This window comes from Arthrobacter sp. K5, from assembly GCF_040448525.1.
In the GTDB taxonomy this organism is placed as follows: domain Bacteria; phylum Actinomycetota; class Actinomycetes; order Actinomycetales; family Micrococcaceae; genus Arthrobacter; species Arthrobacter globiformis.
Genome location: NZ_CP159280.1, coordinates 35,757 through 61,435 on the forward strand (window position 1 = coordinate 35,757; position 25,679 = coordinate 61,435).

At 61.0% G+C, this 25,679-nt stretch carries 26 protein-coding genes and 2 pseudogenes; 11 read left to right on the forward strand and 17 right to left on the reverse strand.

What is annotated here, in order from left to right:
- Positions 1-63 precede the first annotated feature (63 nt).
- Positions 64-741, forward strand: coding sequence for a short-chain dehydrogenase/reductase (locus ABRP34_RS22545; RefSeq protein ID WP_353713588.1), 678 nt, complete (start codon positions 64-66; stop codon positions 739-741).
- Entirely contained in the window at positions 732-848 is a 117-nt protein-coding gene (locus ABRP34_RS22550) for a hypothetical protein (RefSeq protein WP_353713589.1), read from the forward strand. The genes ABRP34_RS22545 and ABRP34_RS22550 overlap by 10 nt, the downstream gene beginning before the upstream one ends.
- A gap of 834 nt (positions 849-1,682) precedes the next feature.
- On the opposite strand, the gene ABRP34_RS22555 is transcribed toward ABRP34_RS22550, so the two are convergent.
- Genes ABRP34_RS22555 through ABRP34_RS22570 form a run of 4 tightly spaced genes read right to left on the reverse strand, consistent with a single transcriptional unit; the run spans position 1,683 to position 6,735 of the window.
- The gene (locus ABRP34_RS22555; protein ID WP_353713590.1) at positions 1,683-3,131 is read right to left on the reverse strand and encodes an amidase family protein; all 1,449 of its coding nucleotides are present in this window, start codon (positions 3,129-3,131) and stop codon (positions 1,683-1,685) included.
- Positions 3,132-3,186: 55 nt separating this feature from the next.
- On the reverse strand, positions 3,187-4,134 hold the full coding sequence (locus tag ABRP34_RS22560; RefSeq protein ID WP_353713591.1) for an ABC transporter permease: 948 nt from the start codon (positions 4,132-4,134) through the stop codon (positions 3,187-3,189).
- A 56-nt stretch (positions 4,135-4,190) separates the two neighbouring features.
- Entirely contained in the window at positions 4,191-5,717 is a 1,527-nt protein-coding gene (locus ABRP34_RS22565; RefSeq protein WP_353713547.1) for a sugar ABC transporter ATP-binding protein, read from the reverse strand.
- A 22-nt stretch (positions 5,718-5,739) separates the two neighbouring features.
- Entirely contained in the window at positions 5,740-6,735 is a 996-nt protein-coding gene (locus tag ABRP34_RS22570) for a sugar ABC transporter substrate-binding protein (RefSeq protein WP_353713548.1), read from the reverse strand.
- A 237-nt stretch (positions 6,736-6,972) separates the two neighbouring features.
- Between ABRP34_RS22570 and ABRP34_RS22575 the strand changes: the two genes are divergently transcribed.
- Positions 6,973-7,659: a LuxR C-terminal-related transcriptional regulator gene (locus tag ABRP34_RS22575; RefSeq protein WP_353713549.1), complete on the forward strand. Its 687-nt coding sequence runs from the start codon at positions 6,973-6,975 to the stop codon at positions 7,657-7,659.
- A gap of 126 nt (positions 7,660-7,785) precedes the next feature.
- A pseudogene (locus ABRP34_RS22580) lies at positions 7,786-8,660 on the forward strand (IS481 family transposase); the annotation flags it as partial.
- Positions 8,661-8,903: 243 nt separating this feature from the next.
- Here the strand turns inward: ABRP34_RS22580 and ABRP34_RS22585 are convergent.
- The 3 genes from ABRP34_RS22585 to ABRP34_RS22595 all read right to left on the reverse strand — a co-directional run bounded on the left by ABRP34_RS22585 (position 8,904) and on the right by ABRP34_RS22595 (position 11,372).
- Positions 8,904-9,125, reverse strand: coding sequence for a hypothetical protein (locus tag ABRP34_RS22585; RefSeq protein WP_353713550.1), 222 nt, complete (start codon positions 9,123-9,125; stop codon positions 8,904-8,906).
- A gap of 327 nt (positions 9,126-9,452) precedes the next feature.
- Positions 9,453-9,839: a nuclear transport factor 2 family protein gene (locus ABRP34_RS22590; RefSeq protein ID WP_353713551.1), complete on the reverse strand. Its 387-nt coding sequence runs from the start codon at positions 9,837-9,839 to the stop codon at positions 9,453-9,455.
- Between the two features lie 66 nt (positions 9,840-9,905).
- Positions 9,906-11,372 (reverse strand): aldehyde dehydrogenase family protein, encoded by a 1,467-nt coding sequence (locus ABRP34_RS22595; RefSeq protein ID WP_353713552.1) that lies wholly within the window; start codon positions 11,370-11,372, stop codon positions 9,906-9,908.
- A 208-nt stretch (positions 11,373-11,580) separates the two neighbouring features.
- Here ABRP34_RS22595 and ABRP34_RS22600 point away from each other — a divergent pair, with 208 nt between their 5' ends.
- Positions 11,581-11,994 carry a GFA family protein gene (locus tag ABRP34_RS22600; protein WP_353713553.1) on the forward strand — a complete coding sequence of 138 codons (414 nt, stop codon included), beginning with the start codon at positions 11,581-11,583 and terminating at the stop codon, positions 11,992-11,994.
- Between the two features lie 194 nt (positions 11,995-12,188).
- On the opposite strand, the gene ABRP34_RS22605 is transcribed toward ABRP34_RS22600, so the two are convergent.
- Positions 12,189-12,404, reverse strand: a complete 216-nt coding sequence (locus tag ABRP34_RS22605) for a hypothetical protein (RefSeq protein WP_353713683.1) — start codon at positions 12,402-12,404, stop codon at positions 12,189-12,191.
- On the opposite strand from ABRP34_RS22605, the gene ABRP34_RS22610 reads away from it, so the two are divergent.
- Positions 12,330-13,400, forward strand: a complete 1,071-nt coding sequence (locus ABRP34_RS22610; RefSeq protein WP_353713670.1) for a glutamate-cysteine ligase family protein — start codon at positions 12,330-12,332, stop codon at positions 13,398-13,400. The two genes, ABRP34_RS22605 and ABRP34_RS22610, sit on opposite strands and share 75 nt — an antisense overlap.
- A gap of 364 nt (positions 13,401-13,764) precedes the next feature.
- On the opposite strand, the gene ABRP34_RS22615 is transcribed toward ABRP34_RS22610, so the two are convergent.
- On the reverse strand, positions 13,765-15,111 hold the full coding sequence (locus tag ABRP34_RS22615; RefSeq protein ID WP_353713554.1) for an NAD-dependent succinate-semialdehyde dehydrogenase: 1,347 nt from the start codon (positions 15,109-15,111) through the stop codon (positions 13,765-13,767).
- On the opposite strand from ABRP34_RS22615, the pseudogene ABRP34_RS22620 reads away from it, so the two are divergent.
- Positions 15,050-15,358: pseudogene (locus ABRP34_RS22620) on the forward strand (NAD(P)-dependent alcohol dehydrogenase); the annotation flags it as partial. The gene ABRP34_RS22615 and the pseudogene ABRP34_RS22620 overlap by 62 nt on opposite strands.
- On the opposite strand, the gene ABRP34_RS22625 reads toward ABRP34_RS22620, so the two are convergent.
- Entirely contained in the window at positions 15,355-15,690 is a 336-nt protein-coding gene (locus ABRP34_RS22625) for a helix-turn-helix transcriptional regulator (RefSeq protein ID WP_353713671.1), read from the reverse strand. The pseudogene ABRP34_RS22620 and the gene ABRP34_RS22625 overlap by 4 nt on opposite strands.
- Before the next feature lie 96 nt (positions 15,691-15,786).
- On the opposite strand from ABRP34_RS22625, the gene ABRP34_RS22630 reads away from it, so the two are divergent.
- Both ABRP34_RS22630 and ABRP34_RS22635 read left to right on the forward strand, forming a co-directional pair.
- Entirely contained in the window at positions 15,787-16,878 is a 1,092-nt protein-coding gene (locus tag ABRP34_RS22630; RefSeq protein WP_353713555.1) for an NADH:flavin oxidoreductase/NADH oxidase, read from the forward strand.
- Between the two features lie 28 nt (positions 16,879-16,906).
- Positions 16,907-17,569, forward strand: a complete 663-nt coding sequence (locus ABRP34_RS22635) for an NAD(P)H-binding protein (RefSeq protein WP_353713592.1) — start codon at positions 16,907-16,909, stop codon at positions 17,567-17,569.
- Between the two features lie 136 nt (positions 17,570-17,705).
- On the opposite strand, the gene ABRP34_RS22640 is transcribed toward ABRP34_RS22635, so the two are convergent.
- Positions 17,706-18,434, reverse strand: a complete 729-nt coding sequence (locus tag ABRP34_RS22640; RefSeq protein WP_353713556.1) for a TetR/AcrR family transcriptional regulator — start codon at positions 18,432-18,434, stop codon at positions 17,706-17,708.
- 369 nt (positions 18,435-18,803) lie between these two features.
- Between ABRP34_RS22640 and ABRP34_RS22645 the strand changes: the two genes are divergently transcribed.
- Both ABRP34_RS22645 and ABRP34_RS22650 read left to right on the forward strand, forming a co-directional pair.
- The gene (locus tag ABRP34_RS22645) at positions 18,804-19,937 is read left to right on the forward strand and encodes an APC family permease (RefSeq protein ID WP_353713593.1); all 1,134 of its coding nucleotides are present in this window, start codon (positions 18,804-18,806) and stop codon (positions 19,935-19,937) included.
- 42 nt (positions 19,938-19,979) lie between these two features.
- Positions 19,980-20,333 carry a hypothetical protein gene (locus ABRP34_RS22650; RefSeq protein ID WP_353713594.1) on the forward strand — a complete coding sequence of 118 codons (354 nt, stop codon included), beginning with the start codon at positions 19,980-19,982 and terminating at the stop codon, positions 20,331-20,333.
- A gap of 832 nt (positions 20,334-21,165) precedes the next feature.
- On the opposite strand, the gene ABRP34_RS22655 is transcribed toward ABRP34_RS22650, so the two are convergent.
- Genes ABRP34_RS22655 through ABRP34_RS22680 form a run of 6 tightly spaced genes read right to left on the reverse strand, consistent with a single transcriptional unit; the run spans position 21,166 to position 25,535 of the window.
- Positions 21,166-21,480, reverse strand: a complete 315-nt coding sequence (locus tag ABRP34_RS22655) for an antibiotic biosynthesis monooxygenase family protein (protein ID WP_353713560.1) — start codon at positions 21,478-21,480, stop codon at positions 21,166-21,168.
- Entirely contained in the window at positions 21,477-22,313 is an 837-nt protein-coding gene (locus tag ABRP34_RS22660; RefSeq protein WP_353713595.1) for an N-acyl homoserine lactonase family protein, read from the reverse strand. Before ABRP34_RS22660 ends, ABRP34_RS22655 begins: the two co-directional genes overlap by 4 nt.
- Entirely contained in the window at positions 22,300-22,734 is a 435-nt protein-coding gene (locus ABRP34_RS22665; RefSeq protein WP_353713562.1) for a carboxymuconolactone decarboxylase family protein, read from the reverse strand. Before ABRP34_RS22665 ends, ABRP34_RS22660 begins: the two co-directional genes overlap by 14 nt.
- A gap of 28 nt (positions 22,735-22,762) precedes the next feature.
- Positions 22,763-23,674 (reverse strand): NAD(P)-dependent oxidoreductase, encoded by a 912-nt coding sequence (locus ABRP34_RS22670; RefSeq protein WP_353713563.1) that lies wholly within the window; start codon positions 23,672-23,674, stop codon positions 22,763-22,765.
- A complete protein-coding gene (locus ABRP34_RS22675) occupies positions 23,668-24,420 on the reverse strand; it encodes an SDR family oxidoreductase (RefSeq protein WP_353713596.1) in 753 nt (250 codons plus the stop codon). Before ABRP34_RS22675 ends, ABRP34_RS22670 begins: the two co-directional genes overlap by 7 nt.
- Positions 24,417-25,535 (reverse strand): zinc-binding dehydrogenase, encoded by a 1,119-nt coding sequence (locus tag ABRP34_RS22680; RefSeq protein WP_353713564.1) that lies wholly within the window; start codon positions 25,533-25,535, stop codon positions 24,417-24,419. The genes ABRP34_RS22675 and ABRP34_RS22680 overlap by 4 nt, the downstream gene beginning before the upstream one ends.
- Between the last annotated feature and the right edge of the window lie 144 nt (positions 25,536-25,679).

Below are 25,679 nucleotides of genomic sequence, written 5' to 3' on the forward strand. Positions count from 1 at the left end.
CCAACCGCCATATCGGCCGGCGACCAGACCATACCCGAATAAGACCATCGAGAGGAAAAGCAGATGGACCTGTCCATACGTGGGAAAGTCGCCCTCGTAACCGGAGCGTCCCAAGGCATCGGCCTGGAAACGGCCCGGGTACTGGCCGGCGAAGGATGCGCCCTCATTCTGGTCAGCCGTGACAAAGGCCGGCTTGAAACCGAAGCGGCCAACATCCGCCGGCATTACGAGGTTCCCGTCCGAGTAGAAGCCGCGGACCTATCCTCAGCCGCCGAACACACAAGACTCAGCGCCAACGTCGACGGGATCGACATTCTGGTCAACAACGCGGGGGCCATTCCTCCCGGAACCCTACAAGAGATCGACGATCAGCAGTGGAGGGATGCCTGGGACCTCAAGGTCTTTGGCTACATCGGCCTCACCCGTGCCCTCTACACCAACCTCGCTAAGTCGAAGGGCGTTATCATCAACATCATCGGCGTAGCAGGGGAACTCTACCGGCCGGACTACATCGCCGGATCGACCGGCAACGCCGCGCTCATGGCATTCACCCGAGCCCTGGGAAAGGCCGCAAGTAGTGACGGGATGCGCGTCATCGGCATCAACCCCGGACCGGTTTCCACCTCCAGAAACGAAATGATGCTCAAGGCAAAGCCCAGACCGAACTGGGCGACGCGAATCGCTGGCCGGAACTCAACGCCTCCCTGCCCTACGCCCGCTCGGCCACCGCCTTGGAAATAGCCAGCGCGGCGGCATTTCTCGCGTCGCCTCGCTCGGGCTACACCAACGGGACAATCCTGACTATCGACGGGGCGGCCAATCCACATAAACAGGTCTTCACGTCGTGACACAACTCGTTGAAAAATGGGCACAACGAACTCTTCCTCAACCCGGACGCTTGAACATGAACACGTCAAGACGAGGAAACCGGCAATCCAAGCTGTGACTTAGCCGCCAAATGAAGGGTTCTTGCACGACTGCAACCCGCAGTCCGAGCGCGTGAACGCACTGTCGCACGGGTCCGGGACGATATCCGCACCGTCCCGTCCACCTGCTTCGCCAGAGCCTTGTCCAGGCATGGGAACACCGCAGCGACCCTCTGTCACCGTTCACGAACTTCCTGCCAGAGCCACATGACGCTTAGCTGATATTCACAGGGTGCGAGCGGCCGCGCCAGTTATCAGTGTCCGGGCCTGCCGCGGCTATCCGGGGTGGTCTCCGATTAGGCTGCGATCCCAAGGCGGAGTGGGTTCAAATCAGATTGACATTCTCAGTCAACCGTGGTTACTGCGTGGCCTTTACCGCCAACGTCCGCCCCTGGGCCAGCCAAGGCATGCTCGGATGGCGCTGCCGCTAAACCCTGAATCACATGCTGCGGATCCCCGGGTTTCCCCCAGGAGCCGCAGCATTTTCTTGTCTTGCCACTTAAGTCTTGCTGCCTAAGTGGCAAGACAACCTCTGAGTCCCGAAAGTGCCCGCCCGCTGCCACGCGGGATTCTTGGCCACCCTCAATACAGGTTCATGCGACTTGGGCAGTCCGGCTGGGTAGGGGCGGTACAAATGGGGCTCGAGATGTTCGAGGCGGCCTACCTCGGCGCGGAGTCCGGATTGAATCGTTCCGCCAAGGGCCGGAGGTCGGAGACAATCATGCACACCAGGTGCGCCGCATTACGCCTCGTACCCTAGACCGTCCTTTCTTCCAGCAGCGACGGCTGTTTATGCGACCAGGGCCGGGCGCTTTCGAAAGCTGCTGCAGCCCGCAACACTTTCGCGTCAGCGTGGAATCCGCCCGAAATCTGCAGCCCAACAGGGAGCCCCTCCGACGTGAACCCTGCCGGCACTGTAATAGATGGAGTTGTCATCATGTTGAATGGGTATGTGAGTAGCCATCCAAGGATCTGCTCGCGCAGGGGCTTGCCCTCGAGCCAGCTCGGAGCGAACTGTTCGAGAGGGAAAGCCGCGGAAGTTAATGTGGGTGACACGAGCAGGTCGAAGCCTGACATGAACTCCCGAAATGTATTCCACATTTGACCCCGGTAAAGATCAGCCCGGCCCTTGTCGTCTCCGTTGAGTGTCCTGCACTGCCTCATGATCTCCAGAAGGTTTTCATCCACTTGCCCCTCCATGGCGGGCCAGTCAAGCAGATCTGTCTGACCGGCAAAACCCGGCAGCCAAACACCATTCCACATCGCTTCCTCTGCACCGTCCCATGCGGGGGTGGCCTGCTGGACAACGGCCCCAAGTTCTTCGAAAGCATCCATGGCGGATCGACAAATTGCTGCAACTTCGGGGTCGACGTAACCGAGGCCAAGGTCCGGGGACCACGCAATCCGCCAGCCACCAATCGGCTTCTTGATCTCCTCCGTGAAGTCGACATCTATTTTGGGCAGACTGGTCGGGTCCTCGTCATCCGGACCTGCCATGACATTGAGCATAAGCGCGGCATCAGCCACCGTCCGGGCAATCGGGCCATGGTAGATCCAGGTGTAGTACCGTCCTCCGAGAACTGTCTGGGGGATAAGGCCGTGCGTAGGCTTCATTCCAACAACGCCACACATTGACGCTGGGATCCGAACCGACCCTGCGCCGTCACTTCCTTCGGCAAGGGGGCCCAGTCCTGCTGCAACAGCCGCAGCGGCACCACCGCTCGAACCGCCTGCCGAATATCCATGCTTCCAAGGATTATGTGTGGCGCCATAAAGGTGACCGTCAGTTCCACCGTAGTAGCCACCCTCGGGCATGTTGGTCTTTCCCAAGAAAAGGCCCCCTGCTGCTTTGAGCCGTCTAACTACGGCAGCTTCGTGTTTTGCAAAGGTTCCCTTTAGTGGCAGATAACCATACGTTGCCGGTAGGCCCTTCATGGCGGTCAGTTCCTTGACGGAGAATGGCACACCGTGAAGTGGCCCCAGCTGCTGCGCTTCTGAATCAGCCATCTCTTCGAGGCGAAGGGCGTCCTTATGGATTTGTTCTTCGTCGAAAGTCACGTAGGCATTCAGCTCGGGATTCAGTGCTTTGACACGTTGAGTCATGGATGCGGCGATATCAACGGGCGACAACTCCTGATGACGCACCCTCTCACTCATTTGGGTTGCGCTCATCCACGGGATGTCAGCAACGACGTCCAGTTCCATGGGATCTCCTAAGTTTATGATTTGTTGCCGTGAATAGCGGCCGAATTGATGAGGGTCATTTGGTCCGCTGTACCCAGAAGCGAACAGCTTCGAGGCCGGCGGCCAGTACCAGGACACTTCCAGTTACTATCCCGGCGATTTCCGGACCCAGATTCAGCAGCGTCAGCCCGTTTTTTAGAACTGCGATGAGCCACACACCGAGAACGACCCTTAATACGCTTCCTCGTCCGCCGTTGAAGGGTATGCCGCCAAGCAGCACGGCGGTTAGGACGGTCACTTCGAATCCGACGCCCAGGGTGCCTGAAGGTGCACTGTCCAAGCGAGCTACCTGTAGGACGCCGGCGAGCCCGGCGGCAAGCCCGACCACAATGTAAAGGAGGACGGAGATGCGCTTCACAGGGATCCCCACCAGGTAGGAGGCTCGGGAGTTCACGCCTATGGCGACAATCCTGCGTCCAATCGGGAGGCGATTCATAGCGACCAGGGCTATCCCGATGACCAACAGGGCGGCGATCCCGAGATAGGACACCCCAAGGACTGAGCCGTTACCCAAGACATTCACGTCCGCCGGAAAACCGTACAGTGAATCGGGGGCGAGAAACTGCGCAACGCCCCTAGTAGCTGCGAGCATTCCGAGTGTTACTACCAATGGCGATAGGTTGAGCCAGCCAATGAGAACCCCATTAATTGCACCTATCACCGTCCCTACTAGGATCCCGACGATGAGCCCGGGAATGATGCCAGCGCTAAGGAACGTCAACCCTGAGCAGACCCCCGCGAGGGCCAAAGTTGAGCCCACCGAAAGATCAACGTACCCGGCCATCAGCAGGACCGCCGCGACGACGGCAACAATGAAGGTGGGGCCATTTTGGGTTAGGACCGCGAGCAGATTGCCGCCTGTGAGGAACGACTTCGTGACGACCGAGAAATGCACCATGAGACCGATGGTCGCTGCTGGCATGAACCAGTTGATGCCCCGTAGGACAAGTCTCTTGGTCGTCATACTTGGTTCCACTGGAGCACTGTTTGGCGCGCTAACGGTGGTCGATTCCAACGCTGTCACTTTGTCCTTCCTTCCACTCCATCAAAGCTGCCGTGGGCAGCTGACAGTAGGTGACTTTCGGTGATGTCCTCGGTAGCAATTTCGGTGGGGACACCGTCCACCAGAATGAAGACCCTGTCTGCGAGGGCAAGAAGTTCCTCGGGTTCGCTCGATGCGAAGATCACGCAGCGATGAGAATTAGAGGCAAACGCGCGGAGTAATTCGTAGATCTCGTGGCGCGAGCCGATGTCAACGCCCTGGGTTGGTTCGTCAAGGAGCAGAACGGATGTGTTTCCAAGGTCAGCAGCCCACCGTCCGACGACCAACTTTTGTGCATTTCCGCCCGAGAACGAGTCCGCGGGACTTTTCGGGGCCACCGGGTGGAGCCGGATCTTTCTTGCGATGCTGTGAAACGAGGCCCGCTCCCGAGACGGGCTGCGAAAGCCTTTGGAAAGCTGAGGATAGTGTGGGAGCAGCACATTTTCCTCTGCGGTCATACTGCCAAAAAGTGACTGCACCTTTCGATCGGCAGCAACCAGGGAGACGCCGGCGGCCGCAGCCTTCGCCAGTGAACCAGCTTCGAGGTGAGCGCCTGAGAGGCTGACAGTTCCTTCTACCTGTCGTCTCACGCCTGCGATGGACTCGAGGAGGTTCGTCCTTCCCGAACCAAGGAGTCCGAACAAGCCCACGATCTCGCCTGCGTGGACGGTTGTGGTGAGCGGTCCGGTAAACGTGCACTGGAGATTAGTCAATTGCAGTATCGGCTCGCCTGGGGTGCAGTCACGTTTAGCTCCGGTGAGGGCACTTCCAGGGGAGATACCATCCACCAGGTCCTGCATTTCGAGGTCCTGCCGGGCGCGCGTCCAATAGACCTGGCCGTCCCGGAGCACGGTCACGGCATCAGCAACCTGTAGTACCTCGTTCAAGAGGTGTGTCACGTAAATTACGGTGAGTCCTTGTGTCGTGGCCAGCCGCCTCACGAGTCGGATCAGCGCAGTGACCTCATGCGGCCCTAGCGCCGCTGTCGGCTCATCCAAGATCAGCAGATCCGGTTTCCTGCGAAGCGCCCGGGCGATTTCGACGATCTGTTGCTCTCCTACTGACAGCGACCCGACCAGTGCGCGAGGACTAATGTCTACCCCCAGAGACTCAAGAATGTTCGCCGCTTCCCGCTCCTGCCGGCGCGCATCTACTGCTCCGACAGCGTTCCGGCGTTCTTGGCCAAGAAATATGTTATCCGCGACATTGAGTGAGTCGATCAATTGAAAATGCTGGTAGATGATTGCGCATCCGGCTTCGAAGGCCTGGGTTGGGGTTAGGCCGCTGTATGAACGTCCTCCAATGACAATCTCGCCGTCGTCAGGATGCGTGGCACCGCTAAGACACCCTAGGAGAGTGGACTTCCCGGCACCATTTGCACCAAGTAGGGCATGTACGGTGCCAGCGGTGATTTTCATGTCGATGCCCCGGAGGACGTTATTCATCCCGTAGGACTTTCGAATGCCAGACAGCTGTAGGCCGTACGGCCCAACAGCCTCATGCACGTCAGTATCCCGTATCACGTCGCTAGTCCTTGCGCTCAAAGTTCTTGAGGAGGTCCGCGACAACCTGCGGATTGTCGGCCTTGGCCAAAACGGTTGGCGTCACGAGGTTGGCTTCACCCTTGCCTGTGACGGCGGCCAAGGCGGCATCGACTATAGAGGCTGCAAGGTCATCCATCGGAATCGCGGAGCTTGCCCTGTACATGCCGCCCTGCTGAACGGCAGCCAGCCCTTCGGGAGATCCGTCCTGTCCCGCTATGTAGACAAGCGCTGGATCGATTCCAGCGTTTTTGAAGGCCTTCATTGCACCGATAGCAGACTCGTCGCTGAGACCGACGAAGATACGGAGATCGGGGTGTTCGCGAAGTGCGTCTTCGGCAATCTGCAGACCGCATGCTTGGTCCGTACAGTTTTGTTCGGAAACCACCTTGATCCCGGCCGCTTCGATCGCATTGATCGGGATTTCGTACCGGGGTCGGGACGGCGGAAGCGTCGTCAGCGTTGTGACCGCAGCGGTTGCCCCGCCGTTGGGGTAGTTCTTCTTGATCCAAGCTGTCACGTCTTCTGCAATCTGCTCGCCTTGGAGCTTGTTGTCAAAACCGACGCTGCCATCTTGACCGTCCATGCTGGTCAGATAGGTCAGCCATTTGGTGCCTTGACTTTGGGCTTGCCGTTGGAGGCCAGCGAATGCCGTCGAGTCCACAGGCCATAGCACGATTGCGTCAACCCGCTGCGTTACCCAGCTTTCGATGGTTGCGCGCTGGCTTTCCAGCTTCATTCCTGTGGTGTTGTCGAGGAGCAGCTCGACGCAACTAACTTTGGTGGAGTAGTCCTTGGCGAGCGACTTAAGGGCTTTGATTACTTCGGCTTCGCCGATCGGGTGGCTGAAGCCGACGGTGTACGTTTTCGGGCACTCCGCGCTGGTTGCGCTCGAAGACGGCGTGCTGCATCCCGAAAGCGTAACTGTGGACGCTAGCGCCAACGTCACAGCACATGCGGTGAGGGCTGGTTTGAATCGCATAAAGCTCCTATAAGACTGGAATTGAGGTCCAAAGGGTGGGGGATCCCTGCGGAATAGAGCCAGCTTAGAAACCTGAAGTTCTATCAGGTATCGGGTATTTGACGTATATTTGGTGTACTCGGCGTCACACGCAGCCCCGTGATGCAAAGATTGACGCCAACAACGCGACTCATTGCTGTCCTGCCCGAACCTGGCAGGGCAATGAAACACTTTTCGAGACAACACCGTGGGGGCAGCGTGGACTTCGACTCTCGGGTGCTCTTGCTCCAAGACCTTCAAAGCGCCGAAACAGCGCGTCGGCGCGCGGCTTACTTCGATCTTGTGCGCCACGAAAGCGGGGCAGGAGCCATCCTGCTCACATACATGGATCCGCTTTCACGGGCCCATGTTCCGGTTGGGAGCGCGGGCTACCGCGAAGCCATAGTTGACTACATCGTGCGAGATCTGCTGATAAATGATGGCGGTGCGCGACGCGCGTTGCTTGACGAGTCCACTATTTATGACTGGGACAACCTGCCGGGGTTCCGCGCCTCAGCGCCAGCGCTGATGCATTTTGGGCCGGAAGGATTCAACAACGGGGTCACGATGCCCTTGACAGGCAAAGCGGGGTTAATCGGGACTTGCAACCTGAGCACGGAACATCCCTCGTGGCGGGAGCCCACCACATCGATGCTGGCGGCGCTCCGCCCAGTTCTCGCAGAGATGGTCGAGCGCGTCCAGCAGAGCCGCAGTCTGGGTCTAACGCCCCGCGAACTCGAAATCCTGCGTTTGGTAAAGGACGGGCTCACGGACAATCAAATTGCCACCGAGCTGTTTCTCTCTCCTCGAACGGTTTCGACACATATGGAAAACGTGCGGACCAAGCTCGCAACCTCGACGAGGACGCGTGCCGTCATCCTCGCCATGAATCTTGGCCTGATCTAGCTGTTCTGCCCAGGGACGCGGTTGGGTGAATGTGATGACTCGCTGGAGTCGTTGACTCATGGGTGAGGACCTCCTGCGCGCAGTGGAGTTGTTTGAACAACCGCTGACGCGACCAGGAGGTCCTCAATGTCCCACGCTAATGCCGCTTTGACTCCACCCCAACGGTTACGCGTTGCGCGGCTCGTCGTTGATCACGGCTGGCCGGTGTCCCGGGCTGCCGAACAGTTCAATTGCTCCCGGCCGACGGCCAAACGGTGGGCAGCCAGGTATGCCTCGATGGGCGCAGCTGGCATGTCCGACCGATCCTCAAGCCCGCACCGGGTGGCGAACCGGACTCCGCCGCACCTGGTTCGCAAGGTCGTGCACCTGCGCTGGAAGCACAGGCTGGGCCCTGTCGCGATTGGAGCGAAGCTGGCCATGCCTGCCTCCACGTCCACGCGGTCCTGGTCCGGTGCTGGCTAAACCGGTTGCATTACGTGGATAAGCGCACCGGAGAAGTCATCCGCCGCTACGAACACGACAAACCGGGGGCGATGATCCACGTCGATGTGAAGAAGCTCGGCAACATCCCGGACGGTGGCGGCTGGCGCTACGTTGGCCGGCAGGAAGGCAAGAAGAACCGCACTCTGACCCCGGCAAAGCCGCGAAACAACCACCACAACCCGCTGATCGGCACCGCCTACGTGCACACAGTCGTGGACGACCACTCACGCGTTGCCTACGCCGAGATCCATGATGACGAAACAGCGGCCACCGCAGCCTCCGTGTTGAAAAGGGCAGTGTCCCGGTTCGCCGCCCGCGGCGTCACCGTCGAGCGAGTCCTTTCACAACGGATCAGCATACAAATCGAACCTCTGGCGGGACACCTGCCGGGACCTGAACATCAAGGCCAAAAGACGCGACCTTACCGTCCACAAACCAACGGCAAGATCGAACGGTACCACCGCACACTGGCCGACGGATGGGCCTTCAAACGCTTCTACGCCACCGAATCAGCCCGTTGGGTCTTGTGATTATTGTTTTTCTCGTGTCCTGTTGTTGACCCGTGCTTTGGTGATGGGCGCCTAGGCGGCTACTGCGGATCTGCCGGATGGCGTACGGGCTTCGAGTTGGTGAGTAAGTCGCTGCTGCTATTTGCGGCAGGAGACCACTTCCACCCTACTTTGACGGGTCGGCCGGAAACGAGAATGCGAGGTAGGGTCAACGGAGCCAATCAATCATGCGGAGTCCTGTACTGAGGCAGGCTATGCGGGTGTGATGATCACGCCTTCGCGGTAGTCGAACGCCCTGCGCACATGCATCCGCTCGGTTTCGACCCAAACCACGCCGCTGTCGTCGGTCTTTACGTCGATGACGGCCTGATAGGGCTCTCCAACGGGCTCGGTCACGGTTACATGCTGACCGGCCGACAGGCCGGACCAGTTTTGGCTGACGGTCACCTCTGTGAGGCGCTGTGCTGTTTTCATCTCAGCTCCGATCTTTGTCGTGGAGGGTTCCAGCCGCAGCGGCGTAGGACAGGTGGCTCCTGGCGCAGTCATTGCGCCGGGAACCCCCTGGCTGTTTGGGTCATGCCGGACGGAACTGGTTCTTAGAGTTGGAAGCCGGTGTATTTGGTTTCCTGGTAGGCCTCGAGGCCTTCGGTGCCGCCTTCGCGGTGGAGTCCGGATTGGTTGGTTCTGCCGAAGGGGGGCGGCGGGGTTGGAGACGAGTCCGCGGTTGAGGACGGTAATGTCGGCGACCACGCGGAGGGGAGGCCCGCAACATGCGAGCCTCCCCCCCGTACAAGCCTTGGCCTAGGCCTCGTACTGGTGGTACACCTTGGCGATGATCTTCCACTCGCCGTCCTGCTTCAGCAGGGTGTGGAAGTCGGTGTAGTCGGCGCCAATGGCGTCGTTTTCCATGTCGACCTTCACGACGGCGGTGGTCTGGGTGATGCCGATGATGTCCACGCGCGTCTTGACGTCGGGAGCGGTTCCGTTCTCGGCGACGAAGTCGTAGAGGTTCTTGATGGGGCCACCCAGAAGCTGGCCGTTGGTGAAGCCGTACATGGTGGCGTCCTGGTGGAAGGCCTCGGCTACGCCTTCGGGGCTGCCGACCCGCAGGCCTTCGACGTATTTCTGGACGGTCGCGACGATCTGGTCGTATTCGTCAGTCGGAACTACTTTGAGGTTCTTGGGCATGATTTCTCCTTGGCTGGCCGGGTGTCTGCAGACATCCGGTTGGGGTTTTCTTGGGGGAAGGTCTGGCTAGCGTTTGCGGATCACAACGGTCTTGTTGTTCGTATGTGAGGCGAGGCCTTCGTCGCCGTGTTCGACGCTGAGTCCGGACTGCTTATGGCCGCCGAACGGGGCGTGGTCCGGGTGGCTTTGTCCCTGGTTGATCCACACGTTGCCGGAGTCAATGCGGTCTGCCACTGCCAGGGCCCGTTCCTCGTCGCGGCCCCATACGGTGGCGCCGAGGCCGAACACGGTGGCGTTGGCGCGCGCGATGACGTCATCAATATCGTCGTACACGAGGACCGGCACGATCGGACCAAACGGCTCCTCCTGCACGATGCGGCTGTCTTCCGGAGGGTTGTTCACGATCGTGACGGGCACAAAGTTGCCGTCCAGTGACTCGTCGATCGTGCCGCCCAGCGGAACGTCGTATCCATTGCGGCGGGTGTCCTCGAAGAGGTCGCGCAGCTTGTTGTACTGCATCCGGTTGTTGATGGGGCCCAGGTCGCTGGTGGGATCCATGCCGTCGCCAACCTTCTGCGTCCTGGCGTAGGCCACGAATGCTTTGACAAAGTCTTCGTGGAAAGAGCGGTGCACGTAGATGCGCTTGGCCGCGATGCACCACTGGCCCGAGTTTCCGAACGCCGCATTGAACACCTTGGGCACGGCATCCTGCCAGTCTGCGTCCGGGAGCAGAATGGCGGGATCGTTTCCGCCGAGTTCCAGGGTCACTCGCTTGATCGTGCCGGCGGCAGACGCCATGATCTTGGTGCCCGTTTCCGTGGAGCCGGTGAAGGTGATCATTCCGACGTCCGGGCTTTCAGTAAGGATCTGTCCGAGCTCGTTGCCACCCGTGACGATGTTGAAAACGCCCGGCGGGAAGACCTGTGCGGCCAGTTCCCCGATCCGCAGTGCGCAGAGCGGGGTGTAGGGAGACGGCTTGAGGACAACGGTGTTGCCGGTGATGAGCGCGGGGACCGTCTTCCACAGGACGTGGAGGTAGGGGTAGTTCCACGGGATGATGGCCCCGACGACACCGAGCGGGGAGCGGCGCAACTCGACGCGGTGCGCGTCATCTTCCACCAGAACCTTGGTTTCGAGCCTGGACTTGGCGGTGTTCGGGATCCAGGGGTTGGCAAGGTTCACTTCGAAGGTGGCCTGGTTGTGCCGGGGCTTGCCCTGCTCAAGGGAGAGCAAGGTAATGAAGTCGTCCTTCTGGGCTTCGAGCGCCTCGAAGAATTCGACAATGATCGCTTCTCGTTCGTCGGCCGTGAGGGCTGCCCAGGCGGGGAAGGCCCGTTTCGCGGCTCCAATGGCACGTTCCATGTGTTCCCGGGTGCCCTGCGGTGCGCTGGCGATGACCGAGTTGTCGGCTGGGTTGAAGACTTCGAAGCCCTCGTCGGTCGTGACGATGTCGCCGTCAATGAGCAGTCCGTATGGCGCGTTGAAGTCTGCGGGCTTGATCGCGTTCTTACCTTCCGCGATGGATACTCCCATGTGTTCTCTCCTAGTGCTGCGTGCCGGATTCCGATTAGAGAAGAATTCTGAAACAGATTCAGGTTTCAGTTTAGATGCGCATCCGGCCAAGATCAAGACCTTCCCTAAAATAGTGAAATGCGATATTGTTTCACTTTAGGATGTGACCGACGCCACGCGAGGCGGCGGACTCCACAACTCCCTTCCCAATGACGCTCAAGGAGCACCCATGAAACTCGACGGTCAATGCCTTTGCGGTGAGGTTACCTACACCATCGACAGCGAGCCCAAGTTCACTGCTGTCTGCCACTGCACCGACTGCCAGCGCCAGACTGGCGGCGCCTATTCCCTCGTCGTAGGCGTCGATGACGAGAAGCTGACCATCTCCGGCGACGCGGTGAAGACCTTCATCACCGTTGGAGAAGAGCACAAGACCAACACGAACCGTTCGTTCTGCTCCGAATGCGGCTCTCCGATCGTCGGTCGCATCGATGCCATGCCCGGCCTGGCCTTCGTCAAAGCGGGGACGCTGAATGACACGTCGTGGCTCAAGCCAACGGTTGAAGTCTGGTGCCGGTCCGCCCAACCGTGGGTTGCCCCCCTCCCCGGCGCGGAGCGCTACGACGGCGACATCCCTTCCTAAGCGGCCCCGCGTGCGGTTGCGCGCGACAGAGGGGTTGGGTGGGCCGGCAAATGGTGGCGGCCCACCCAACCTCTTCTTCTTGAAAGGACCCAGAGGACGTGACTTCCACCCAGACCCCACTCAGCACGCACGGCCCCACCGGTTGTACGGAAGATCCCCTGACTCCAGCCGCTGCCGAGGACTGGATCCAACGCTCATGCTTTACGCCCGGTCCCGCAGAACAAATCGGCCTTGAACTCGAATTCCTTGTGGGCCGCGTCGGAGACCCATCCCTTGAGCTTCCGTTTCCAGAGGATAACCATCGGCGTCTGTTCTCCGAACTGAGCCACGTGGATGTGGCAGGAAGTCTGACGCTTGAACCGGGCGGGCAGCTTGAGCTCAGCTCGCGCCCGGAAGCGAATCTCCAGCAAGTTGTACGCTCCGTGCACGACAGCCTGCAACTGCTGCGGGAGCGGGCCTCCGCTCTGGGGGCCTCCCTAGTTGGCGCTGGCGTTGCCCCCTACCGGGAACCGCAGCGGATAACACAAGCCCCCCGCTACGCTGCCATGGAGCAATATTTCGAACCCTGGGCTCCGGCCGGCCCAACCATGATGTGCTCGACTGCGTCAGTGCAGGTCAACGTCGAAGCGGGTGCGAGTGATGCCGAGATCCGTGAGCGCTGGCACCTTCTGTATGCGATCGGCCCTGTGCTTGCCGCAACGTTTGCAAACTCCTCCTGGATCACTGGACGACGGAGCGGCTGGAAGAGCACGCGACTTGCCGCCTGGCTCAACCTCGACCCGGCCCGAACGGGCGTCCCGTATATCAAGGCGGCCCACGATCCCGGCGCTGCGTATGCCCGGTGGGCCCTGGACGCCCCCCTGATGATGATTCGTCGGTCACAGGGCGATTGGCGGGCTCCTGCGGGGCTGACGTTCCGCGAATGGCTGTCGATGGGGACTTCGGCAGTTCCGGACCGCCAGCCGGCCACCGTTGCGGACCTACAGCAGCACCTGAGCACGCTGTTTCCCCACGTTCGACCCAAAGGCTACTTTGAGGTCAGATACTTGGATGCACAGCCCGGTTGCTGGTGGGCCGTGCCTGCTGCCGTGGTCGCTGCGCTCATCTCTGATCCTGCCACCGCTGAAACGGCGAAAGACATCTGCGCCGCGTCACCTGACTGGGAAGCTGCCGCCCGGTTTGGACTCGAGAATCCTGCCGTCGCCACTCGAGCCGCGCAATTGTCGGCGCTGGCCGTCGACCGGCTGCGGCTTGACCCGGCCACTGTAGGCCTTGCCCGCCTCGTTGAGGAGTATGCGGAGAAATGGACGCTCCGCGGTCTCTCACCAGCAGATGACCCCCCATCTGCGTGGGCGGCACGCGACCAGGGTTGTTGCGCGCTGGATGGCTCCATCGTCGGGGCCTGAAGTCCGGCGCGCAACAAACGCTAGGCGGGCGCGATGACAACGCCTTCGCGATAGTCGAACGCCTTGCGAAGGTCCATAAATTCTGTGACTACGCTCATCACGCCTTTGCCCTCCGTCATTTAATCGATGACCGCCTGATAGGGTTTCGCCAACCGGCTCGCTCACGGTTATGTGCTGACCGACCGACAGGGCGGACCAGTTCATGCTGATGGCGACTTGTGGGATTCCTGTGGCCGCATTCATCGCGGTCTCCTTCCTCGGGATTTTGGTTTCTGTAGTTCCGGCATGCAGCAGAGGGTTCCTGGCGCAGTGATTGCGCCGGGAACCCCCTGGCTGTTTGGGTCATGCCGGACGGAACTGGTTCTTAGAGTTGGATGCCGGTGTATTTGGTTTCCTGGTAGGCCTCGAGGCCTTCGGTGCCGCCTTCGCGGTGGAGTCCGGATTGGTTGGTTCCGCCGAAGGGGGCGGCGGGGTTGGAGACGAGTCCGCGGTTGATGCCGGTCATGCCGGCGTCGAGGGCGTCGGCGACGCGCAGGGCGCGGGAGAGGTTCTCGGTGAAGACATAGGAGGCCAGCCCGTAGGGGGTGTTGTTGGCCTCATGGATGGCTTCGTCCTCGGTGTCGAAGGTGTAGATCGCTGCAACGGGGCCGAAGATTTCCTCGGTGCGGATGTCCGCGTCCGCGGGGATGTTGGTCAGGACAGTGGCCGGATAGAAGTAGCCGTCCCCGTTAATCGGTTTTCCGCCGGCGAGGCAGGTGGCGCCCTTGGCGACGGCGTCCGTGACAAGCTCGTGGACAGTGGCCCGTTGTTTGTCATCGATGAGCGGGCCGAGCGTGGTGGCAGGGTCGTGGCCTTCACCCGTTGTGCTGGCGGCCATCCGCTCGGTAAAACGGGCGATGAATTCGTCGGCGATGCCGGATTGGACATAGATCCGGTTGGCCGCGACGCAGGATTGGCCTCCGTTACGGAGTTTGGCGAGCATGGCACCTTCAAGGGCCTTGTCCAGGTCGGCGTCGTTGAACACGATCAGGGGCGCGTTTCCGCCCAGTTCCATGGAGGTGTTCATGACGTTCTCCGCGGCCTGGGAGAGCAGCGTCTGGCCGACCTGGGTGGAACCGGTGAAGGAGACCTTGCGGACACGAGGGTCGGTCATGATGGCGGCGACCACACCGCGTGAGTTGCCGGTGACGACCACGTTCACGACGCCGGCCGGAGTGCCGGCCTCTTGCAGGACCTGGGCCAGGAGCAACGATGTCAATGGTGTCTGCACCGCGGGTTTAAGGACTGTAGTGCAGCCGGCCGCGAGGGCGGGGGCGATTTTCCGTGCGCCCATCGCGAGCGGGAAGTTCCAGGGGGTGATCAGCAGGGACGGTCCGACGGGGCGTTTGGACACAGCAATGCGGTACTGGCCTCCGGGTTCGACGCCGTACTGGCCTTCGGAATGAAGCCTGCCAGCGGACTCGGCGAACCAGCGGAAGAACCCGGCACCGTAATCGACTTCGGTCTGGGCCTCTGCCCATGGCTTGCCCATTTCGTCCACGATCAGCCGCGCGAATTCATCGCGCCGGCCCAGGATTCCTTCGTAGGTGCGGAAGAGGATGTCGGCGCGGTCCCGGGCAGGAGTCGCGGCCCAGGCACCCTGAGCCGCGACCGCGCCGATAGACGTCGACGCGTATCTCTCGCTGCTGGCGCTCGACGGCGCGCTGGTCAATCTGGGCGCGCCAGCCGAACCCCTTTCGTTGAATGTCTTCTCACTTCTTCGAGGCCGCAAATCCTACGCGGGGTCTATCATCGGCGGCATCCAGGAAACCCAGGAGATGCTGGATTTCTGTGCCCTGCGCGGAATTGGTTCTGATATCGAACTCGTCTCCGCCGGGCAGGTCAATGAAGCATTCGAGCGCATCCTCGCGTCCGATGTTCGGTACCGGTTCGTCATCGACGTCTCTACGCCTAACTAGCCTCCGGGCATCGCCGTTATCGCCGCCGAACGTTCGGCGGCGATAACGGCCTCCAGCAGACCGGGGAACAACTGGTCGAGCGCAGCGCGGCGCAGCGAATTCAGGATCGCCGTTCCCTGGTATCGCTGTTCGATGATCCCGGCTTCCCGCAGGACCCGGAAATGGTGCGTGGACGTGGATTTGCTGACCGGCAGGGCAAAAGCAATGCATGCCTGGTCATCGTGCCCGTCAGCCAACTGGTTCACGATGCGCCTCCGGATGGGATCGGCCAGGGCAGAAAGAACGGTGTCAATCCGGATGTGATCGGGCATCGGGTGGTCCAGCGTGCGCATGCCTTGATTATCCAAGATGTTCTCCAACGACGGTTTGGCTAATACGACACTCATCGTACTACGATGTCCACCGAACCAAGTTGCAAGGAGATCGGCATGACCAACGTTTTCAGCCCCATCACGCTGCGCGGATTAACCATCCCCAACCGCGTCTGGATGTCCCCGATGTGCACCTACTCGGCCGCAGCCGATGGGGAACACATTGGCCAGCCCACCGATTTCCACCTTGCCCACTACTCTGCCCGTGCCGCAGGTGGTGCGGGCCTCGTGATGGTCGAAGCGACCGGCGTCGCGCCTGAAGGCCGCATCTCGCCCTTCGATCTTGGGCTTTGGTCCGAGTCGCAGGTGGAGGCTTTCGGTCGGCTGGCGGGAGCCATCCGGGCGGGCGGGGCTGTGCCGGCAGTGCAATTGGCGCACGCCGGGCGCAAGGCATCGGTGAACCCGCCTTGGCTCGGCGGAAACCCCGTGAACCAGGCCGCAGGCGGCTGGCAAGCCATGGGCCCGAGCACTGTGGAATTTCCCGGTTTTCCCGCCCCGGAGAGCCTGACGCACGGGCAAATCGCCGACGTCGTGTCTTCCTTCGCCCATTCGGCCCGACTGGCCAATCAGGCCGGCTTCGAAGTCGTTGAGATCCATGCTGCGCATGGCTACCTGCTCCACTCCTTCTTGTCACCGGTATCCAACCTTCGCGACGACGAATACGGTGGAAGCCTGGAAAACCGGGCCCGCTTGGTACTGGCCGTCATTGACGCAGTACGGGCTGTGTGGCCCGAAGGGCGCCCGGTTTTCCTGCGCGTTTCCACCACTGACTGGATCAACGAAAATCCCGACGATGACCGGCGTGCCTGGAGCGTTGAAGACACCGTCCACCTCGCCGGATGGGCCAAGGAGCGTGGGATCGACCTTGTTGATGCCTCCTCCGGTGGCCTAGAACCAGCACTGATTCCCGAGTCAAGGGATTACCAGGTCGACAAAGCCGCCCAGGTTCGCGCCCGGAGCGGTGTCCCCGTTGCCGCCGTCGGCCGCATTTCCGACCCGGAGTGGGCCGCTGAGCTGATCCGCGACGACGCCGCAGACGCCGTGTTCATCGGGCGCGCCCTGTTGCGGGACGCGTCTTGGACAAACAACGCAGCAGCAGCGTTGGGCGCCCAGCCCCGATTCCTGCACCAGTACGACTACGCACTGTAACAAAATTTACTGACGCAAGGAGATGACCATGAAGGTGTTCCAGATTGGCGCAGCCGGAGGTGTCGGCCGCCGGCTGGCCCTGCTGCTCAGCGAACGCGGTGACGAGGTTACCGGAATGTTCCGTAACCCCACCCAGGCGGAAACCGTAGCTGCAACTGGCGCGAAGCCCGTCCTCGGCGACCTCATTGCAGACTCCGTCGAAACCCTCGCGGCCCGGCTACGAGGCCATGACGCCGTTGTGTTCTCCGCCGGCGCCCACGGCACCGGCCTGGACCAGACCACGCTGATTGACGGAAAGGGCCTCGAGAAGGCAGCTGATGCCGCCGCCCTCGCAGGAGTTTCACGATTCGTGCTGGTTTCTGCGTTCCCCGATTCTGGCCGGGGCGGGCCGGTCAACGACCGCTTCGAGCACTACATGAGGACCAAAAAGACCGCCGACGTCTACTTGGCGCAGACCGACCTTGACTGGCTCATTGTCCGCCCTGGCCTGCTCCGCGACGAGCCCGGCGACGGCCGTGTCACCGCGGGACCCGCCATCCAATACGGCGACGTGCACCGTGACAATGTTGCAGCATTTATCGATGCGGCCCTGCACACGCCCGCGCTCAACCGGACCATCGTCGAGCTGACCGACGGTCCCACACCCGTCGCCCAAGCGGTCACCCAGCTGGTCGGCCGAGCCTGCGGCTAAGCCTCGCCAGCATTGCCCACGTACGCGCAGAAGATGTCGTCTTCCTGAACCGCGAAACTAAATGCCGCTACGCCCGGCCGGGACCTCCCGGCCGGGCGTAGCTCGCTTTCCTGCATGAACGTTGGATCCAGGATTCTTAGGGGAGGTAGGTGGCCAGATACTCGATGCTTGACCGTTTCATTTCTTCGAGCAGTGCTTCGTTGCCGCGGTCCGGCGATTCCCTGTAGGCAAGGTCAAAACCCTTATCCAGCATTCCGACGAAGATCTGAGTGACTACGTCCAAGGGGACTTTCGGCGCGTCAGCCCGCACCTGCGTGATGGTGCGGGCAAGGTATGCTGCCAGCTCGTTGTCGTGCATACGATTCGCCCGGATCATTCGGCCCGTAAACTCCGTTGAAAACCAGATGGCCCGGAAAGCCGGAGTCTCATTGAAGAACTCAATATGGGCCTCAACGCCTGCCTCGGCTCTCGCCTTCCACCCGGGGCCACCGAGGTGAAAATCGACGCGTTCCAGTCGGTTGTCGAGATCCTGGAGGCAGGAAACCAGGATCTCCTCAAGCAGCGCCTCGCGGCCGTCGAAGAAGTTGTAGAGCCATCCGACCGACACCCCGGCTCGCGCGGCAACTGTGGTTGTGGTGACGGCCTCCGGGCCGCCTTCAACAAGAAGATCGATCGCCGCCGCCAAGACATTTTCCATCTTGGACCGGCTGCGCTTCTGCACCGCCGTGCGGTGGGCCCCGACGGTCCCCGACGCTTCGGTCATCAGCTCGGACAGTGAACGTGGCAGTTTCGGAGGCGCCAGGGGCGTATCCCTCGCCAAGACGGAATGCGATCCATCCATCTCTCGCTCCGCCGCCTGGCTCATCGTCGCAACCCCTCCACAGCCTTTCCTTACACTCCGGCGCATAGGCACGCTCTTCACGCCAGTCTAGAGGTTAGGCGGCTCACCCGCGCACCCTAAAAATTTCCTATTGCCTGAAACACGCTGGATACCCCATACTCACAAAGACGAAACACAAAAATGTTTCACTTTCTCATACTGCTGGAGCAGTTCTGCACTGACCCAACGCAAGCTCCTCATCGCGTGCGGCGACCCCGGCACCGATGATGGCGTCACGCCTGCACTCGACTCGGCCAGTCGCCGACCGCATCACACCCCACCGCATCAAATCCCCAATGACCTTCGGGTGGACTGCCCCTGCAGCACACACCGGAATTCCCGAAGAAGGACCCCATGGCAACTACCAACGCTGCAATCGCGGCACCCGAGCAACAAGATGTTCATCGCCTCAAGTCCGGTTCGCTCGGTCTCATCGGCATTCTCTTGCTCGCCTTCTCCAGCGCCGCCCCCTTGGTGGGTTGCCTGGGAAATATTCCCCTTGCAGTAGCGTTCGGCAATGGCGTCGGCGCTCCTGCCGGATTCATCGTCGCCATGGTGGTGCTGCTTTGCTTCGCCGTCGGGTACGTAGCCATGACCAGGCGGCTGAGCGCTACAGGCGGCTTCTACAGTTTCATCAGCAACGGCTTGAACAAGCCCCTCGGCCTCGCCTCGGGACTGTCCTTGATGCTCGGATATCTGTGCGTGGAAGTTGCCGTACTGGGTGCCATCGGTTACTTCGGGGCCGCCGCACTTGAGCAAGCCACGGGAATCAAAATCCCGTGGCTCGTTATCGCAGGTCTTGCCCTCGTACTGGCCGCTGTCGCGTCGTACTTCGGGGTTGAACTCTCTGCGAAGGTGCTCGGAGTACTCTTCATCTTCGAAATCGCCATCCTCGCGATTGTCAACGGTGCGATTTTCATCAATGGCGGCCCCGAAGGAGTCAGCCTGGAGCCCGTCAATCCCGTGAACGCCTTCGGCGGCATCGCACCGGGCATCGGCATCTTCTTCGCCTTCTGGTCCTGGCTGGGGTTCGAAGTCGTCCCTAACTATGCCGAGGAGGCCAAGAACCCAAGAAAACTCGTACCTCTGGCAACCTACCTGGCCGTGCTCGGCATCGGCCTCATTCTGTTCATCACGGCCTGGGCAACAATCACCGGATTCGGCATGGGCCGTGTTGTCGAGGAAACCACCGGACAGTTGGGCCAGTCCTACATCTCCCTCGCCCACACCTTTGTGGGACCCTGGGCCGTAGACTGCATCAACGTGCTCATCATCACCGGGTGCTTCGCATCAATCCTTGCCTTGCATCAGACCGTCTCACGCTACATCTATGCGATCGCCCGCGAAGGTGTGCTGTTCCCCAGCAAACTGGGCCACACCCATTCCCGCTACGGAAGCCCCCACCACGCTGCCGTGGCCACCTTCTTCGGAGCAGCCTTGGTGTTGGGGCTTTTCACAGCGTTCTATTTTGCAGCCCCCTCAGCCTAGGAATTCGCAGGAAACGACTTCAACACGGCGGCATACTCCGAAGTGTTCGGCTGGTTCGCCATCGCCTGCACCTTCTGGGTCATGCTCAACCAGATCCTCTGCTCCATCGCCACCATCCGCTACCACAGCCTCCCGGCACACCGCGAGCACGCCCACTGGTGGCGCACCATGGTTGCCCCCGGCATCGGAGCCATCGGGCTAGCAAGCGCCCTGTACCTGCTCTGGTCAAACCTCAGCACACTCGGCGGCGACATCATCTGGGTCAGCCTCATCCCATGGTTCTGCATCAGCTGGTTCGTACTCAGCCTCCTCATCGCCTTCTGGCTGAAGTCGAACCGGCCGGCAGCTTATGAGGGACTGGGACGCGTGCTCTCAACGACGGCCGATGACGCCTAAGTAAAGACCGCCAACGCCAGAATGCCGCCCCAAGGTCTTGGGGCGGCATTCTGGCGATTCCGGCAGTGACCTGTCAACGGCCGATTGTGAGGATGAGTTTTCCGCCAACCCCCGTTGTCCAATTGGTCGAGCGCCCAGTCCCTCTCCGTCCACGGCAGGACAATCGCGACATGCGGGCTTCGAGGTCGCCGCTCGCTGTCATAAGGAGCAGTAGGGCGAGGTCGCGCCCGAAAGGGCCAGGGTCGAAGAACAGTTCAAACCCCAAGATCTTCACGAGTGCTCTGTTGCAAACATCCCGGACGTCGAAGGTGGTTGGCGAAAGTGACCAAGCACCGCTCCCGGGTCCAGCAAGGCAAGGCACGACGAAGGTCGCCGACGGACCCGATGTACCGCGTTTCAAGTGGTTATCGATATCTTCAGCTAGAACGCCGGAGAAGTCCGAGCCAGGGTCTGTCTGCGGTTCTATGAGATGGCACGAACTTTAACGAGGCCGATCCGGCGGGCCGCTGCCGGGGTGACCAGCAACGCGGGCATGGTCGGCTTTTCGGTTCGCACGGCCTTCATGGGAATGTCCTGTCGGGTCGGTTCTGGGACGAAGATCGCCGACCGTCCCTTACCTCGGCGAAGCGGCTCGGAGGTCAGGGACAAGGCTTTGGCAGTCCCGTTCGGCGACCCAAACCATGGAGCCGGTGGGTGATGGCGTCGGCAGCAGCCGGGTATGGTTCGCCGACGGATTTCGTACACCGGGGCGGGCCTGCACAGAGTGAAGCCCGGACCAGTTCGGGCTGGTCCGGGCGACGGCGGGGAGGTTGGTGTGAATCCGCGGTGCTTCTTACGGTGCTTCCGCAGGGCTGTTGGCGGTCACATACGTGGAAACGGTCCGCGACTCGAGTTCGGGAATGATGTGGGTCGCACCGATTTTAAGGAAGTGCTGCGTTTGCCGGTGGAGTTCGAAGTCATCGGCGGTGTTGTAGCTCTCAAGAATGACAATCTTTCTGTCGTCCTCGACTCCGCGGAAAAACTCGTAAGAAATGTTCCCGGGTTCATTGCGGGTTTCAGCCGCCATGTTCCTAAGGTGCTTGAGGACCTCTTCGGTATTGCCTGGCTTGGTCCGGTACCGGGCTACGACGTTGAATGTGCTGGTCATGGTGTCTCCTTGTTTGTTGAAGGGGTCCCGCCAATGACTACTCCGGCTCCAGCGGGAAGGTCTGGACACGCCCGGAAGCGTGTGAGGACGTCCGGATCGTGGCCAGGGATGACGGTGAGTCCGCGTTCCTGCTTTTCCCTGCGGATAAAAGCGAAGGCGTCATACATGGTTGGCAGGTCGCTGACGGCGGTGAAGGGCATGTCGCGTTCGAGCTCTTCGTAGAAGTGGACGGCGTCGGAAGCCGTGAGCACTTCGCCTTCCGATGTGGGGACATAGACAATTGCCTGTCCCGGCGTGTGCCCGCCAACCTCCACCAGCCTGATTCCTGGAACCGGCGAAGTTTCGCCGGAGAACAACTTGAGCCTTCCTTCGGTCTCAGCCAAGCGAAGCTGATCGATTTCTCCTTCTTCCGAGTAGAAGGAGAACTGAATGTGCCCGGAGGTAGGTGAGGTCCAGAACCTATATTCGGCCTCGGCCATGTGGATCCGGGCGTTGGGAAATAGGCCAAGGTTTCCAATGTGGTCGTAATGGCCATGGGTGACGATAACGTCTTCGATAGCTTCCGGATCTATCCCGAGCTGGGCGAGGGCTTCGGCCGGATCGAGAAGCAGAGTCCGGCCGCGCTTGCGGCCGGCGTCCTCACTGAAACCCGTATCTACAACAATCGTTGTATCCGGTCCTTGGACGACCCAGAAGTAGTAGTCCACCGTGGCCGGTCCGTCATCTTCCCCGTATAGCCGGTAATTGAGGAAGACATGGCTGCGTTCGGTGGCCAGGGTGCCGACGCGTACGGCGACAACCCGGTAACCGCCGTCATACTTAGGAGGCGCCATTGCCACCCTCGTGGACCTCCACGGTTGGTTCGATTCCGTCTGCACCGATGACCTCACGCCATGCGTCGAAACCGGCTTGGAATGCGACGACGCCGGCTTCAGGCAGAGAGATTTCGATGGCTTCGAGGATCTCGGTCGGGGTGACTCCGAGGTCAAGGGCAACGCGGATGTGGGACTGGATGTGGCCCTTGGATGCCCGCATCACGGTGAGGCTCACAATGAAGATGAGCTCCTTTGTCTTGCGATCCAAAGTGCGCTGGTCCAGATAGGCGGCGGATACGACGTGGTTGGCTGCTTGCAGGACAGGGAAATCGTGCTTGGCCATGACCTTGTGGTAGTCGAGGACGTAGCCGCGGCTGCGGGCCATCTCGTCGATGTATTCCTGCGCCTGTGTGGTCTGGTCGTTGAGGTCAATAGTCATGCTGGGGTCCTTTCAATTCTGCGGTCAATCAGCCGGCACGCAGGGATGTTCCGTTGAGTTTTTCGTAGTAGCGGACGAATTCCGTGTGGTCGGGCTGGGCGCTTTCGAGCAGTTCCCTGGCTTTCTCGGCCGTTGCCTGGGCGGTGAGCACGATTGGCGCCTCAGCGGATTGCTGGGAGATGAGGTTCGTGGCGATCCTGAGGTCCTTGAGCATCAGGTCCATGGCAAATCCGGAGTCGAAGGTTCCCGTCAGGACGTGCCGCGGGTACTTGAACTCGGATGCCTGGCTGCGTCCGGTGGAGCCGTTGATGACCTCAAGCATCTTTTCGGGGGCAATTCCGGCCGTGGCTGCAACGCTGAGGATCTCGGCTGCGGCTGCCAGGTTGGTGGCTGACAGCAGGTTGTTCAGGGCCTTCGCTGCGTGGCCGGTGCCTGCCGGGCCCACGTGTGTGATGGTCTCGCCGAGGGGGCGGAGGTGACGTTTGGCGCGTTCGACGGCGGTGCTGTCGCCGCCGACCATGATGGCCAGCTTTCCCACCTCGGCCTTGGCGACGCCGCCGGAAACCGGTGCGTCAACATAATCAATACCAATAGCTGCAGCCTCGGCCGCGAGGGCAGCCGTGCTTTCGGGCTCGGAGGAGCTCATGTCGATGATGAGAGATCTTGCGGGCAACCGTTTGAAGAGACCGGGACTGGTGCGGAGCACAGATTCGACGATGCGGCTGTTGGGGAGCATGAGTATTACGGTCCGGACGTGCGAGGGCATGTATTCCAGGTCCGGTAACGCGATGCCGTTGGTTGCCGCCGCTACCTCGGCGGCGGCCACGGGATTTGTGTCGTAGACGAACAGTTCCCGCCCGGCCGCATAATTGATAGCCATCGGGCGGCCCATGTTGCCGAGCCCTATGAAAAGGGAGGCATGGTGTTGGATTTCTACCATGTTGATGTTCCTCCATCGATCGTCAGGACGGACCCTGTGGCAAAGCTGGATTCTTTGGCGGCGAGCCAGATGATGGCTTCGGCGATTTCTTCAGGTCGGCCCATGCGGTGCATGGGGGAACGGCCGTTGAGTTCGTCCAAGAGCTGCTGCGGGTCCTCGGATTCTCTGATCATCTTGTCGAAGTAGGGCGAATTGACGGTTCCAGGGGCAACTGCGTTGACCCTGATTCCTTGGTCCGCGTGGTCCAGGGCCATGGCCCGGGTCAGCGCCGAGACGCCGCCTTTCGAGGCTACGTAGGCGGCGCGATTGCGGATTCCCACGGCTGCCGTGTAGGAGGAAGTGTTCACGATTCTGCCATCACCGGTCTTGGCGAGCTCTGGGATGGCGTACTTGGAGCAGAGGAACACGCCTTTGAGGTTGACGGACATGAGGCGGTCCCAGTTGTCCTCATCGATCTCCAGGACGCTTCCGGGGAAGCCGAAGCCGGCGTTGTTGCAGAGGACGTCGATGCCACCGAAGTTGTCTACGACGGTCTGCACCATTGCGCGTACGCTGGCCGAGTCGCTAACGTCGACGGTGACGGCCAAGGCCTTCGCACCTGCTGCGGCCGCTACGTCTGCTGCGGCAGCTTCGTTCTTGTCCGCTATTGCTACGTTCGCGCCGAGCTCACCGAATCGGAGGGCAGTTGCCCGGCCAATTCCGCTTCCAGCACCGGTGACAATGACGGTCTGATCGGTAAAATTCACGAGGCCCTTTCCTTGAGGTTGATGATCTGGCGGATGACTTTGCCTTCACGAAGTTGATCCATGGCGTGGTTTATGTCTTCCAGGGCGATGGTTCCGGTGATGAGCCTTTCCACCGGCAGGATGCCGTCGAGGTACATCTGTGCGTACCGGGCGATGTCTTCGGACGGAATACCTGAGCCCATGTAGGACCCGATGAGCTGCCTGGCTTCCACGACAAGGCTCAACGGGGAAATCTCCAGCCGCGCATCAGGGCGGGGAAGGCCGACTGTCACAGTCCGGCCGCCCGGTTTTGTGAGGTTGATGGCTCCGGAAAGCGCCGCCGGGTTGCCCACACATTCAATAACAGCATCGAACTTCAGTCCTGCGGCGGCGGCTTCGTCCGGCGTATAGGCGGCAGTTGCGCCGATTTCCAACGATGTTTCCAGCTTGGCGGACAGCATGTCGATAGCAGTGACCTCACCGGCGCCGACAGCCTTGGCCACCAGAGCAGCCGCGAGGCCCACGCCGCCCATGCCGATGATGGCAACGGACTCACCCGGACGGACCTTTGCCGCATTGATAACCGCACCGCCGCCAGTCAGGACAGCGCAGCCCAGGAGGGCGCCAACATCGGCGGGCACGCCTTCAGGCAGCGGCACCACAGAATGCTTGTCGACGACGGCGTACTCGGCGAAGGCCGAGACCCCGCCGTGGTGGTCAAGCGGCTGGCCGTCAATCCGGAGACGGCGTTCGCCGTGAAGCAGCGTACCTTCAGCGTTGGCTTTAGTTCCCTCGAGGCACAGTGCCCACCCGCTGGAAGTGCATGCGGCGCACTCGCCACAGCGTGGCATAAATGTCATGGTGACTCGTTGACCCACCCTCAACTCGCCGCAGTCTTCCCCGAGTTCCTCGATGATGCCCGATCCTTCGTGGCCCAGCACCATGGGGACCGCACATTCACGCACGCCGCTGACGCGCGAGAGATCCGAATGGCACACGCCCGCGGCCTCCATGCGGATGAGCAGTTCGCCGCGTCCGGGCGCGTCGAGGGTCAGTTCGGCCACATTGATGGGGGTGGTGTTCTCCCAGGGCGTCGGCGCCCCGATCGTTTCCAGAACCGCTCCTCTGAACTTCATCGTCCTACTCCAGTCCCCGCCGCTATCGGCGGACTAATTCTTGTGACCTGGGCTACGTACTAATCCAGTATTACAGTAATACCACTCAGCATGTCCAGTCCCAAATTGCCGGTTTTCGCGTATGATGGTGAAACCCTCAAGAAG